A 12,625-nucleotide genomic window follows, 5' to 3' on the forward strand; every position below is an offset into this window, starting at 1 on the left:
GCTTGCGCTATTCAGCGCAGTCGCCTGAATATTGGAAGGCACGGCTATTGCGGTCGTGCCTTCTTGCGTTTGCCTGCTCTCGAAGGCTGAGGCGGCGAGAACGCCTAACGCCTAGACGCTATGCGCAGTTTTTCAAAGTTAGCGATATTCATTGCTTCCCTAGCGCTCGCAGCTGGTGGATGTAGTTCCGGGAACTCCAGTCTGCCCACGACGACAGTGCCGCCGGCTTCAGATCAGGGAAGCCGTCATCAGCAGTCATGGATGCTACGTGGAGCATCGGCTGAAGACTTATTGTATATCATGGATCCAGGAACTGGGGGTATCGACGTCTATTCGGACACACCACCCAAGTACAAGCTGGTAGGATTTCTTTCACCTCCGAACGGCTACAATTATCTTTGCATCAACCGCGCGCAAGATATTTTTGCTACCGCCGGCTATTCCGTCGTGGAATACAAACACGGTGCGACCTCGCCGCTTCGCATTCTGGGGGGACTGCCTTCGGGAGCAAATAGCTGCGCAGTGGACCCGGTGACCGGCACCTTGGCCCTTCCAAACTATAGCCAAGCAGTCACGTTCTTCAAAAAGAACAGTGGACGACATACAAACATACCTGTCCCAAAACCGTATGCACTTGGCGGTAAATGCGCCTATGACGGGAGCGGAAATCTCTTCGTGGGAGCGCTCATCGGGTCTCCGTCCGCAACGTTCGCTTTGCTGGAAATTCCTCACAACAGTAAGCAGTTTGTCGAAATTAAGTTAGACGAACCGTTGGATACTGATATTAGTGGTGGAATCGTGTGGGACGGGAAGTACCTCGATATTGCTGATTCCAAGCAAGACATCATCTACCAGTTCGCCATCGCGGGAAACGAGGGGTCGCTTAAGGCAAAGATCGTTCCGCAAAAGTCGTACGATATAACCGGTTTCTTCGTCGAAGGAACGACGCTCGTCGTTTCCGCTTTTAACACGCCTACTACATCTTTTCCGCGGACCGGTGGAATAGTCAACTTCTACGACTATCCTGCGGGAGGCAAGAAGACCGGCGTAATCCGCGGAGTCGGCTATCCTTATGGTGTTGTCGTGAGCCTTGCGAAAACCAAGGATCCCGGGCGCTGACTGGGTCTGCGCTGGGATTAGCGGTCGAGCGTAGAACGGTCGCTCCATGAACTGGAGCGTTAGAGTCTTTCTGTTGCCTGCGCTATTCCTCGGTGCGACTGCGATCGCTGCGGCACAGCCCGCCCCGCTCGTCCACCATCAGGTGTCGTCGAACGCCGCCGCACAGGCGGCCTTCGATCGCGGACTACTGGATTATTACGCCTACAATCCCGAGGCGGCGGAGCATGAGTTTTACACTGCGTCCGACCTGGATCCGAAGTCGGCGATGGCGTGGTGGGGCATCGCGCTGAGCAACGCGCCGAATCTGAACGTTCCGGCCAACGGCGATCGCAATAATCAGGCCCGGGAAGCTATGCTGATGGCAAAGGATCTCGAAGCCACCGCCACCCCGGAAGACCGAATGCTGATCGACGCGGCCGCGCTTCGCTTCGCTCCGAAGACGAAGCTCGCTCCGTCGGCATTGTTGATTGGGTACCGCGATGCGTTGGCAAAAGTAGCGAAGGCGTATCCGGACGATCCGGACGTAGCTGCATTGTATGCCGAAGCAGCGTTGTATGTCGCGGCCGGCGATCGGCCCGGCGACGTCGATACGTGGGCGGCGCCTAAGATGGCGGCCTACGAGGGAAAGTTCGCCGCGTTACTGCCGCTGTTTCAGGCAGATCTCGCGAAGTTTCCGAACAACCCCGGCTTGTTGCACTTTTACATTCACACGGCGCAGTTTGCCGCCGATTCGAAGGCAGCCGTCGGCGCCGCGACAACCCTCGCAAGCTTCGGCCTCCCGTCGGAAGATTCGCACTTGACGCATATGCCGGGACACACGTTCTTCGACACCGGCATGTACACGCAAGCCCTCGACGTCGGCCAACGTTCCGTCGCGATGGATTACGCCGACTTCGATTGCTGTCATCCGGGATACTATAGCGGTCCGCGTTACTATCACTCGCACAACGTCGAGTTCTTGATCTACGCGCTGATTCAAAACGGTCGCGCGGCAGATACCGTGGCCGTCGCGCAGCGCGCGAACGATCCGGATTTGCTGGTACCGGCACTGATAGCGGCCGGCGATTGGAACGCGATTCTCGCGCTTCCATATGTGAAGGCCAACGGGCGGGTGATGACGTTTGCTCGAGCCCTTGCGTTGGCGAAGCTCGGCAAGGTGGCTGAAGCCCAAGCGGCAGTCGGTAAAATGCCGGTGGTACCCAAGTCGGAGCCTTCTCGATATGGGATCGCAACGGCAATGCGTTCGATAGTTCAGGCTCAGATTGCAATCGACTTGCACAAGAATGCCGCGGCGCTATTACTGCTCGAGGCCGCCTCGACCGATGCGGCGCGCGCGGATCGCCTACAGGGAGTTACCGAGATGCCAACGCTGTATTACTATTCTCCGCACTTGGCGCTCGCTGATCTCGCGATGAAAATGAACAACATCGACGTCGCCCGCGCCGCACTCAACGTCGAGCTTCAGGAAAGCCCCAAGTCGCCGGCCGCAACCGCAGCGTTGGCAAAACTGAACGGAGCATGATAAGCTAGCCCTGTAGGGCGAGTCAGCCTCAGTTGGGGGTTTCATGACTGTATTGATCGGTGTAATGGTCATTTGCGCCGTAACCGGCATCGTCTTGGCGATCTTGGTCGGCAGACTCGGTTCGGCCCTCACACAGCCCGGCCAATCTGGCATGCAAGCCCTAAGCTTCGAGTTTGCGGGTCTTAAAATATCGGCAGGCACAACGCTTGTCAGCCTGTATCTGCTCTGCGCTGCATGTATCTTGGTCGTTCCGCTCTACATCCTGTATCAGGACGGACCGTTGAAAGACCAGCAGGTTATTCTAACCGGCTCGTTTGCGCAGGCAAATCCGCTCTGCGTCCACCCGGAAGAGATCGTCGTTGCCAACAGACGCTTCTTTATTCCGATCCATCTCGCCTTACAAGACCAGCACTTTTTGGTGCAAGCTTCGGATAACAGTTTTCTGTCGGAAAATATCGATGTTACGACGGTTCCGCAAAATTCGCAGCTTACCGTGCGTGCCAACGGCGAGACCATTTATAGCGGAGGCTATACGAGCGGAAATTCGATCGATATCCAAAACCCCATCGCTCTTATCGATTCGAAAAGTGTCGCCAAGCTCGTCGATCAGCCGCAGACCGGCGGCGTCTCGCAGGCATTATCAAATGTGCAAGCGCCGCCTGGCTTAGAAACGGCCGCACATTGAAACGGCGAATCATCGTGCGCATGCGAGCATCGTATATGTTGGTAGTTGCCTTCGCAATGTTCCTCGCGCTGAGCGCCTTGGCTCAAGCTGAAACGTTGTCATTTTTCGGGCAAGCATTTTCAACCAGCGGTTCCGCGGTGACCGGCCTCAAGGCCTACCTCTATGGCGAAACAGGATCCAAGTGGTTCGGTCCGTCCATCAGCGATTCAAACGGACGTTTTTCGTTCTTCGGCCTCGCAAGTGGAAAATATCTACTTCGGATCTACGTAAACGGCAACAAGAGCCCGGCATTTCAACAAGAAGTGAGCGTTCCCGGGAAAATCAGTCTCCACATCAGTCCCGACAAACTTGAACCCAGTGGCGTACAACACTGAACTGATTAGCATCACATGACGCCGCAAGCGCCATTTTTCGTGTTGGCGCCGGTCCGTCCCGATGCCGTCGACGATCTGCTCGCCCTGCTGGAAACGATGAACCTCGAACCTGGCCGTGCGAATCCACACGACCCGCTCGTTCCGTTTGCCGACTTCGAGCGGCTGCACTTTGCACGCTTTTGCATTGTTCGCGACGACACCGTCGGCGACGTCGCCGTTTACGGTATGACGCCCGAGGTCTATCCGCCGTACCTGGCATTCGTTGGCGACGTCGACGGCGGCGAAGAAGCGTTTCTTCGCGAATTGGTGGAGCGCGCGACACCAGGCCTAGTGAAAATCTTTTCGCACTGCGAGAACTTCGACGGCACAACCAGCCTCTTCGAATGGATGAAGTCCCATGCGGCTCCTTCGTCGGCGTGGTATGCCAACTGGAAGGGGCGTACGATGCTGCAGATTCGAGAAGAAGCGGCATTACGCATGGCGATGGAGCGATATCTCGATGAAAATGCGGACTCCGTCGCGCCCGCCACACCGCTCGAGCTGCACGCGATGTTGCGGCGGTATGTCAGCGACGAAATTGCTGCCGCCCGCTTAACGATGACGCCGGAACCGCCAACGCATTTTGGCTGGTGGCTTTCGAATGCCGTCGCCGCCGTGTTACCGATCCTCATCGCCATCGTGCTTTCGCCGGTTCTTGCGGTGCTGGCGGTCGTGCTGCTGGTGCTCGTGCGAATCCGCGAAACGACCGATCCGGTGATCTGCCCGCAAGTAGATCCGGCGCACCGCGCGACCATCGCCGTAACGGAAGATCGCGACGTCACCAACGCATTTTGTGCCGTCGGGCCGGTCAAGCCCGGAATGGTTCGCCGCATCGCGAGCGTTGCCGGTTTTTTCATGTTAAACTACGCTTCGCGGCACGTCTTCACGCGAGGCCGCCTCGGGCGCGTTCGAACGATTCACTTCGCGCGCTGGGTGTGGCTCGATAATAAGCGCCGGCAAGCCTTTATGAGTAACTACGATGGAAGTCTCGAAAGCTACATGGACGATTTTATCAACAAAGCGGGATTCGGTCTCAACTTCGTCTTCAGCAACGGAATCGGCTATCCCAAGACGCGCTGGCTCGTTGCTGACGGATGTAAGGACGAGCAGAAGTTCAAGAATCTCCTCTACAGGCATCAGTGCTACACGCAGGTTTGGTACAACGGTCATTCCGGATTAACGACCGTAGACTTACAGCGCAACGCCGAAATTCGCGCGGGTCTAGAAGCGCCTGCCCTTACCGCCGCGCAAGCTCGACAATGGGTCGCGTTGCTATGAATTCGCACGTCGAAGGCGTCGACTTCGCCGACATTCAAGGCATCGTGCGGTTCGCTCACGGGCACTTAAAAGGCGCGTCGTACCTCTTGTTAACAGTGAAGGACGCACAGTCGGCGCGCGCGTGGCTGCGCGACGCTCCGATCACCGACGCCGTCGAGACGTCGCCGCTTGCATCGAGCGCAATGCACGTAGCCTTCACCGCGTCCGGACTTCGCGCGATCGGCGTGCCGGAGGCCGCGGTCGCACAATTTTCGCCGGAATTTCTCTCCGGTGTCGCCGGCGAGGATAACCGGTCGCGCCGCCTCGGCGACGTCGCTGCCAATGCGCCGCACTATTGGACCTGGGGAACCTTCGATCGCGAGCCGCACGTCCTCGTAGCGTTGTTTGCTGCGCCGGAAGCGCTCGATGCGTTTTTGGAAAAAGTGGGACGCCGCTGTGGGATCGAGCGTTCGAGTCGATCGCCGAGCTGAGCACATCGGATCTCCACGGCTTCGAGCAGTTTGGTTTTACCGACGGAATCAGCCAGCCGCAAATCGACTGGCAACAGCAGCGCGAGTTGCGCGGCGATAAACCGGCTTACGGCAACCTCATTGCGCTCGGGGAAGTGTTGCTCGGGTATCGCAACGAGTACGATCGTTACACCGATCGCCCGCTCTTGAGCAGCGGTGGCGTCAACGATCTGCTGCCGCCGGCCGAAGACGATGCGTCGAAGCGCGATCTCGGCCGCAACGGAACCTATCTGGTCCTACGCGATCTCCTTCAAGACGTACGCGCGTTTTGGTCGTTTGCCAAGACCGAAACCATCGCTAGTGCGTTTGTCGGGCGCACGCCAAAAGGCGACCCGTTGGTGCAGGCAGGCACCGATCAAAACGATTTCACGTTCGCACAGGATCCCGACGGAACGCGCTGTCCGTTCGGCGCGCACATTCGCCGCGCCAATCCGCGCAACGGAGACTTTCCCTCCGTTCCGACCGGCCCAATCGCGACGTTGCTCGCGATGCTTGGATTTGGAAAGCAACGCTTTCACGACGATATCACGTCGTCGGTGCGCTTTCATCGGATCGTGCGCCGCGGTCGCGAGTACGGCCCGCCGCTCGCGTCCGCGGACGCAACGTTGCCGGCGCCGCCGGACGATCCGGCGCGCGGTTTGCGTTTCGTCTGTCTCAACGCGAACATCGGCCGTCAATTCGAATTCCTACAGAGCGCGTGGTTCGCAAGCTCGAAGTTCAACGGGCTGGCCGGCGAGTCCGATCCGCTATTGGGTAATCGCGAACCAGGCCCGAATGGGGAATCGACCGATGCGTTCGTGATGAACCGCGCGGATGCGGCGCCGGCGCGGCTAACCGGCGTACCGCAGTTCGTCACCGTCACGGGGGGCGCGTATTTCTTTCTGCCAGGCCTGAGCGCGCTGCGCTACATTAGCCAATCCGCATGAGGTTCGACTAGCCCGCATTATAAGAAAGGATCCTTGACGAATGCCGTCCGTCGTTCTAGTTCATGGATACAGCGAAACATCGCTTGGTGCGTACCAGCATATTCCCGAGCTTCTGAGCGCCGCCGGATTCGATACCATCGTGTTGTCGGCATTCGATTCGCTCGACGATTTCGTAACGATCGACGACCTCGCGGGAGCGCTCGAGATGCGCGTCGCCGACCTCGAAGCAACAGGGTTCGACGTTCGGAGCGCGGCGTTCGTCTGCCATTCCACCGGGGCGCTCGTCGTGCGGCGCTGGATCTTGAATCGCCGCGCCGCCGCCGCAACGCCGGACGTGGCGGTGCTGCCGCAACGAATCGTCACCATGGCCGGAGCGAACCACGGATCGAGCCTTGCGGAGATCGGTAAAACGCCGATCGGCTATCTGCAGAAGCTGCTCTTCAGTCACGTGCTTTCGGTCGGCAAAGGCGTGCTCACCGATCTGGAATACGGCAGTGACTTTCTCTGGCGCCTCAACGATGAGTGGCTGACCGCCTGGAACGACGCGCAGCATCCGCTGCATGCGCAGATGCTGGCCTTCAGTCTGGGCGGCGACTGCATCGGCAACGATAAAGCGATGAAACTCTTTTGGGCAACGTGCGAGAGCGGAAGCGATAACACGGTGCGTATCAGCGGAGCGAATTTAAACTACACGTTCTTGGATGCGGACCCCAGTGTGAATCCGCCGAAGATCCAGCCGCGCTTTCTTAATCGACTCGTTCCGCATCTGATTCTGCATCGTTATTCGCACTTCGATAGCGACACCGGGGTTCTTCACGCGACCGCCGCGGGCGACGTAGCGTTTACGGCGCTGTTGACCGCACTGCAAACGGTCGCAGCCGATTACGATGACCTGGCGCAGCGATGGGCGGCACGTAACCTGGCGTGGACGAACGGCAATCCAAACGATGCGAATTCGACCGTGGTTTTTGGATTGAAGGATCAGGTCGGCCGCCCGATCGCCGACTGCATGATCGCCTTTTGGGACGAGCAAGACATTCAAGGCGATCCGCGCAACGTAACGTTGGCGCCGTCACAGCCGGCGGGCGCCGAGTTCGTGGCACCGGCAGCGGAAACCGCGGCCGAGGCGGCGACGCGTCAGCAAGTGATCGATGCGTCGCTCAGTTCGTCGGACGCAATTCTCGATCACTCGCCGATTCACAACGACGTCGCCGTCGGATCGTATTCGTTTTACCTCAACTATCCGAAGTGGTGTGGCCCCGATGGTCAACGCCATCACGCGGTCTACATCGAGGCGGTCAGCGAGAGCCAGTATATCGATTACAAGGCGACCATCTATCGGCCGTCGGTCGACATCAACCGCCTCATCCAGGCGAATCAGTTTACCTATGTGCGCGTGACGCTCAGTCGCGACTCCGACAACGAGTATGCGATGTACAAGTGGGATCCGGCCCTCGATGCCGCGGCGCGCAAAGCTGCCGTGTGGCGTCCGTTTCCGACGCTCCCCTCGGGGGTGCCGCGCCGGCCCACCTAAAGGTCGGCGTCCTTACGAAAGATGCGCAACGGATGTCGGCCGATGGGCATTCGTGAATCGCCGAAATCCAAAAATAGCAAATTGCGCGCTTAGGGGTGTCCTAACGTGCGATTGAGGAACGTTCGAACGTACCACAGCGCGATGCGGTCGTGAAAGCCGGTGGGAACTTCTTCGAAGGCGTGATCGGCCCACGGCAGCTCGATATAGGTGACGCTGACGCCATCGCTCCGCAATGTGTCGCGCAAGTAGCGCTCGCCGCGAACGGAGGCGATGTGATCTCGCGCACCCGCGATCATGAGGATTGGCGGCATACCCGAATGCACGATATATCGCGGCGACGCACTGCGATAACACGCGGGCTGTTGCTCCGGAGTTCCTCCGCACAGATCGAGTAGAACGTGGCGGATGTCGATCACATCCGGCTGGGACGGTTGCTCGTACGCGATCCGAAGATCCACCGGGCTTTCATACGTGATTGCGGCGCTGATGCGATGCGGGCGCAGAGCCGCCGCTATGATCGCTAACTGCGCGCCGGACGAATGTCCGAGCACCGCGATGCGTCCCGCCGGCAGTGTATCGATCTCGTGAAGAATCGCTTCGCGTTGCGCCGGCCATCGCGCGCCAGGCGCGTGCGGATAATCGAGCGCAATGACCCGATAGCCCCAGGATTCGATAATCGCGTCGAACTGTGCGTCGTGCCGCGGCGAACCATGTTCCCACGCGCCTCCGTAGATGTCGAGCACGGTCGGTGCTCCCGGCTTAGCGGTGGATTCACTCGCGCTACCGGATGGCGAGAGAAACGCTGCCAACGGAACGTGCGGTCCCCTGAGCAGATACGCGATCGGAGGGTCGAGGCTACACAACATTGCCGCAAGCGATATGATGACCGCTGCCGGTCGCGTCGCGTCACGTGATCGTAGCGCCAAGAACAGGACGATCGCGCTGAAGACGGTCAAGACCGGCCACAACTCGGTGCCCGCGACCGTCAGAATGAATAACGGGAGGATCGGGCCTGGAATCGCGATCCAAATTGCCAGGAAAAATACGGCTAACGCGAGCGCAAACGGCACGAAGCGAAGCACGCTCGAATTTTTGCGCATGAAGTGCGATATGCTACCATGCCGGTCTGCAGCCACCTGTCGCGAAGGGCTGCCTGACCGCCTCAGACCCGGAGGCGCAACGTCTCACCCGGCGCGGTAATCAACACTACTCCGTGCGTAGGATGGGCCGCGACGTACAGATGCAAGTCGACGTATGAGGTTCCACTTGCTGCGATCGTCACCGGTACATGGCCAACCGCACAAAGGCGGGCGCTGCAGAACGTCGCCGTCCAACCGGGCGGAGGCTGCGCCGCAACGGTAACGGACGATCCGGCGGGCCCGGACACCGCCACCCGATAGGCGTGCATTCCACCCACCGGCGCCAGCGTAGCCGCGAGAACGAGCGCGATCATCGCTCCGCCACGAGCGCGTCAACCGTCGCGGCGACATCGGCATCCTGGCCCTCGCCGATCACCGTCTTTCGAAGCTTCCCATGACGATCGAAGATCAGCTGCGTCGGTCAATACTGAACGCCGTACGCATTCCACAGCTTCTGGTCGTTGTCGATCGCAACCGGCCACGAGATCTGTTGCGCCCCGAGTGCCTGAACAACATTCGCCCGTACGTGTTCGGACGGCATCTCCGGAGTATGAATACCCACAAGGAGCAGATCGTTCGCGGAGTAGCGCGCGCGCAGCGAACGCAGTGCCGGAACGACGTGCTTGCAGTTAATACAATCGAACGTGAAGACGTCGACAACGACGACTTTCCCGGCGTACGAGGCGGCGGGCGGCCGCGGACCGATCCACTGCGAGGCGCCGACCAGCGGAGCGAAGGCGCTTTGCGCCAGCAGAACGACGGAAAGCAAAAGGTTCATATCAGTAGTACGATGTCGCTGCGCGTTCGGATGAGTGGGATCATCCGTTCGTTCCCAAAGGCAACGTCGTGATGCTCGCGACCGCGGCGCTGGCGAGGCGACGCTCTCATGGCGGAGCTGAATCATCTACGCTTCACTGGAGCTGCTCATGCCGACGAGCATGTTTTTCGTAACCGTGCAACCGGGTTACGCGCGGAGCAGCATGTCTTCTTCAAGTGACTTCTAATCTGGATGCAAAAATAGTCGAGGAAACATCATCTCGGCATCGTGCGCCGGGAATCGTAGCGATACGGGGCCTTTCGGAGTGTCCGAGCCGAGTAGGCCGGCGGCGATAGCCTCGTTAAGGACGCGTCGAGCCGTTCTTTCGGGGAGCCCCGTGATTCGCGGCGTGTCGCCACGCTCGAATTCGCCGCGTATCGCGGCTTCCTCGAGCAATCGACCCGTTTCAGGTTTGAAGCGCGCATCTCGCTCTGCCCACAAGCGAAGGCGATTCGCTAAGCTGTCGAGTTCGAACAGTCCGGTCATGAACGTCAGTTGATCGAGGCTCACTTCCAAAAACCAAATCGTAAATTCCGTCAAAGCGCGAAGCGAGAGATTGCCTCTGCCATCCAGATCGTTTTCTCGTGGGGAGTCGGCAAAATCCATCATGCGGTTGTATTGTGACCGATCCCCAAGCCCCCGTGCTAATCCCCTTGAAATGGACCATAGCCCGTGCGCCGCTATGTTCGCGGGGTACGCCATTGCGTGACTCATGAGACGGCTCACACGCCCGTTACCGTCCGGGAACGGGTGAATGTAATTAAATCGATGATGCGCGGCGGGAATTGCTAAAATGAACGTCGCCATACCGGCGCCGTCTAGGCGATACCTCTCAGTAAAATAGCGCATGAAATTCTCGACGTACGGACCCGACGGTGGCTGATGACGCCCGACCGCAACGTCTTGGGCCGATTCGCTTCGAAACTTGCCCGGTTTCATTACATATCGACCGTCACGCCCACGAACGTCCAGCATTTCGATCGGCTGTTCACGATAGAACTCGGCGTGAAGCCAACGGATAAAATCCAGCGAGGTGGGATTCGGTAACGATCCGTCAGAGGCGAGTTGGTCAATGCGAGCCTGCACTCGAACGTGGGCCGCGGCTTCGAGCTGAAGCTTCCGACGCGCTTCATCGGCATCCAGGTCTCCGGCCAAGGCCTTCACGATCTCGGCTGGTTTGGTATTATGTCCCTCGATAAGGTTGCTGTAATACGCGTTCATAATTCGGACGAGTTGCGCTAGACTTGCGGCCGTTCTAGGGTGGAGCGATCCAGCCAGATGCGACGAACGTGCCGAGATCGCCGCAACCAAGTCGGCGACCTGCGGTGGGATCGATTCGAGAGAGGCCGGCTCGATGCGTTGCGGGCTTTCGAGGCTCACTTTGGCCGATCCGTCACAGTCCATTTCACTCTGATTTTACGGCGAAATACTCTGTTTTTCCGCCCGAGTTGGCCGATTCTTTGGCCGATCTGCAGAGTTCGGAGCGGATGGCCTCATTGAAAGAGCTTCAGACTGGCGGAACGTTGCGGTAGGATTCCCAGATGCGGACGGTCATGATGCCGACGGAGCGTCCGATGCTCTCGCGCAACGCTTTATCGGCAAGCCATTCGCGCCGTTTGGGGTCGCTCGAAAGCTGCGCGATGATCCCGAGTGGTGCCAGCAGTTCTTTGCGCGATGGGTCGTTCAGAAACTCGTTCCAGCCGTCCGGGTTGAGGTCCATCGCTTGGCAAAAGCCTTGCTGCCAGTTGATCAGCTCATCGTCCGTCTCATCGCTGGTGGCGAGTCGAAGCGTTACTTCGTCGAAGGAATCGCGTTGCTCCAGCAGTTGCTGTGCGACCTCGTTGTGGGCGCTCATCACGATTTGCGCGGCGGCGTTCAACGCTTCGAGCGATTGGCTTTTTACGGAAAGAAAACGCGGCAACCATGCCGACGGCATCGTCATCGGACCAGACACGACCGCTGAAAAAAAACCGTGGGCGTAGGCCGAATCGGGTTCGACGGGCGACGCGGAGCGCGACGTCGCCGCAGTTCGTTGCGGGCGCCTGCTGCCGGCCTCGTGACGTTCGAGCTCGTCGTAGATCCATTCGAGATTACGCCGCCGGCTCGGACGGCTTTCACGGTTGATGTCGGCCGCCAACGCTTCGAGAAGCATGGTTAGTTCGTCTTCGGAAGCCGAGATGGTGATACTCCCGCTTTTGTACGCGGCCGAATACATCGCGCGCAGTTCGCCCGGCCCGTACGAAAGGAGGTCGCCAGAAATCCAAGACCCGTATTCCTGCGGGTCGACTCGAAGCTTTCGGCGCTTGCGTGCCGTGTCGGTGGCTGTGCTTTGGGCGCCGAGGTCGTTCGCCATCCCCTCGAAGCCTACGATGCTTCCACCGTCGCCGCACGCAGTGCACGTCCAAAGGATCATCGGCTCGCGATCCTGGTCGCGATGTACGGCAATAGTGCCGGGGCACGGCCGACGCGAGGGCCTGCGACGGCACGGAATCGGGCTAACCAAATCCGGTTGCGGTGCGGCCGTGGCGGCGCGAACGATCTGGGAGAAAAACTCCCAAATGCGCGGCGTCTTTTGCAAGCGTTCGAGCGCGGCCGAGCGGGGCGCTCGGTCTTGCATGTCGATGACGTGTCTCTGCGACATGCGGGCGTCTTTGAGTAGCGCACCGCGCGGACCTTGCACTCG

Annotated in this window: 13 protein-coding genes; 8 read left to right on the plus strand and 5 right to left on the minus strand. The window is 59.2% G+C overall.

Annotation, left to right across the window (positions count from 1 at the left end; genetic code table 11):
• Positions 1–291: 291 nt before the first annotated feature.
• From VGF98_14275 to VGF98_14310, 8 genes are all read left to right on the plus strand, one after another.
• A complete protein-coding gene (locus VGF98_14275) occupies positions 292–1,119 on the plus strand; it encodes a hypothetical protein (protein ID HEY1682808.1) in 828 nt (275 codons plus the stop codon).
• A 46-nt stretch (positions 1,120–1,165) separates the two neighbouring features.
• Positions 1,166–2,641 (plus strand): hypothetical protein, encoded by a 1,476-nt coding sequence (locus tag VGF98_14280; GenBank protein ID HEY1682809.1) that lies wholly within the window; start codon positions 1,166–1,168, stop codon positions 2,639–2,641.
• Positions 2,642–2,684: 43 nt separating this feature from the next.
• Positions 2,685–3,326 carry a hypothetical protein gene (locus VGF98_14285; protein HEY1682810.1) on the plus strand — a complete coding sequence of 214 codons (642 nt, stop codon included), beginning with the start codon at positions 2,685–2,687 and terminating at the stop codon, positions 3,324–3,326.
• A gap of 56 nt (positions 3,327–3,382) precedes the next feature.
• Positions 3,383–3,700, plus strand: a complete 318-nt coding sequence (locus tag VGF98_14290) for a hypothetical protein (GenBank protein HEY1682811.1) — start codon at positions 3,383–3,385, stop codon at positions 3,698–3,700.
• Positions 3,701–3,715: 15 nt separating this feature from the next.
• Positions 3,716–5,017: a hypothetical protein gene (locus tag VGF98_14295; GenBank protein ID HEY1682812.1), complete on the plus strand. Its 1,302-nt coding sequence runs from the start codon at positions 3,716–3,718 to the stop codon at positions 5,015–5,017.
• A complete protein-coding gene (locus VGF98_14300) occupies positions 4,999–5,487 on the plus strand; it encodes a hypothetical protein (GenBank protein ID HEY1682813.1) in 489 nt (162 codons plus the stop codon). Before VGF98_14295 ends, VGF98_14300 begins: the two co-directional genes overlap by 19 nt.
• A gap of 86 nt (positions 5,488–5,573) precedes the next feature.
• Complete coding sequence (locus tag VGF98_14305; GenBank protein ID HEY1682814.1) at positions 5,574–6,452, plus strand: hypothetical protein; 879 nt, start codon at positions 5,574–5,576, stop codon at positions 6,450–6,452.
• A gap of 40 nt (positions 6,453–6,492) precedes the next feature.
• Positions 6,493–7,986, plus strand: coding sequence for a hypothetical protein (locus VGF98_14310; GenBank protein HEY1682815.1), 1,494 nt, complete (start codon positions 6,493–6,495; stop codon positions 7,984–7,986).
• Between the two features lie 89 nt (positions 7,987–8,075).
• On the opposite strand, the gene VGF98_14315 is transcribed toward VGF98_14310, so the two are convergent.
• The 5 genes from VGF98_14315 to VGF98_14335 all read right to left on the minus strand — a co-directional run bounded on the left by VGF98_14315 (position 8,076) and on the right by VGF98_14335 (position 12,583).
• Positions 8,076–9,086, minus strand: a complete 1,011-nt coding sequence (locus VGF98_14315) for an alpha/beta hydrolase (GenBank protein ID HEY1682816.1) — start codon at positions 9,084–9,086, stop codon at positions 8,076–8,078.
• Positions 9,087–9,148: 62 nt separating this feature from the next.
• Positions 9,149–9,439 carry a hypothetical protein gene (locus VGF98_14320; protein HEY1682817.1) on the minus strand — a complete coding sequence of 97 codons (291 nt, stop codon included), beginning with the start codon at positions 9,437–9,439 and terminating at the stop codon, positions 9,149–9,151.
• Positions 9,440–9,546: 107 nt separating this feature from the next.
• On the minus strand, positions 9,547–9,903 hold the full coding sequence (locus VGF98_14325) for a redoxin family protein (protein ID HEY1682818.1): 357 nt from the start codon (positions 9,901–9,903) through the stop codon (positions 9,547–9,549).
• A 222-nt stretch (positions 9,904–10,125) separates the two neighbouring features.
• On the minus strand, positions 10,126–11,322 hold the full coding sequence (locus VGF98_14330; protein HEY1682819.1) for a Fic family protein: 1,197 nt from the start codon (positions 11,320–11,322) through the stop codon (positions 10,126–10,128).
• Positions 11,323–11,449: 127 nt separating this feature from the next.
• Positions 11,450–12,583, minus strand: coding sequence for a YecA family protein (locus tag VGF98_14335; GenBank protein ID HEY1682820.1), 1,134 nt, complete (start codon positions 12,581–12,583; stop codon positions 11,450–11,452).
• Positions 12,584–12,625: the final 42 nt, after the last annotated feature.

The sequence above is a fragment of the Candidatus Tumulicola sp. genome, from assembly GCA_036490475.1.
Classification (GTDB): Bacteria; Vulcanimicrobiota; Vulcanimicrobiia; order Vulcanimicrobiales; family Vulcanimicrobiaceae; genus Tumulicola.

Bases quoted from the DNA above. Each gene is read 5' to 3' on its own strand.
- VGF98_14280 (HEY1682809.1), top strand. From the start codon at position 1,166: ATGAACTGGAGCGTTAGAGTCTTTCTGTTGCCTGCGCTATTCCTCGGT.
- VGF98_14285 (HEY1682810.1), top strand. From the start codon at position 2,685: ATGACTGTATTGATCGGTGTAATGGTCATTTGCGCCGTAACCGGCATC.
- VGF98_14290 (HEY1682811.1), top strand. From the start codon at position 3,383: ATGTTCCTCGCGCTGAGCGCCTTGGCTCAAGCTGAAACGTTGTCATTT.
- VGF98_14295 (HEY1682812.1), top strand. From the start codon at position 3,716: ATGACGCCGCAAGCGCCATTTTTCGTGTTGGCGCCGGTCCGTCCCGAT.
- VGF98_14300 (HEY1682813.1), top strand. From the start codon at position 4,999: ATGGGTCGCGTTGCTATGAATTCGCACGTCGAAGGCGTCGACTTCGCC.
- VGF98_14310 (HEY1682815.1), top strand. From the start codon at position 6,493: ATGCCGTCCGTCGTTCTAGTTCATGGATACAGCGAAACATCGCTTGGT.
- VGF98_14315 (HEY1682816.1), bottom strand. From the start codon at position 9,086: ATGCGCAAAAATTCGAGCGTGCTTCGCTTCGTGCCGTTTGCGCTCGCG.
- VGF98_14320 (HEY1682817.1), bottom strand. From the start codon at position 9,439: ATGATCGCGCTCGTTCTCGCGGCTACGCTGGCGCCGGTGGGTGGAATG.
- VGF98_14325 (HEY1682818.1), bottom strand. From the start codon at position 9,903: ATGAACCTTTTGCTTTCCGTCGTTCTGCTGGCGCAAAGCGCCTTCGCT.
- VGF98_14335 (HEY1682820.1), bottom strand. From the start codon at position 12,583: ATGTCGCAGAGACACGTCATCGACATGCAAGACCGAGCGCCCCGCTCG.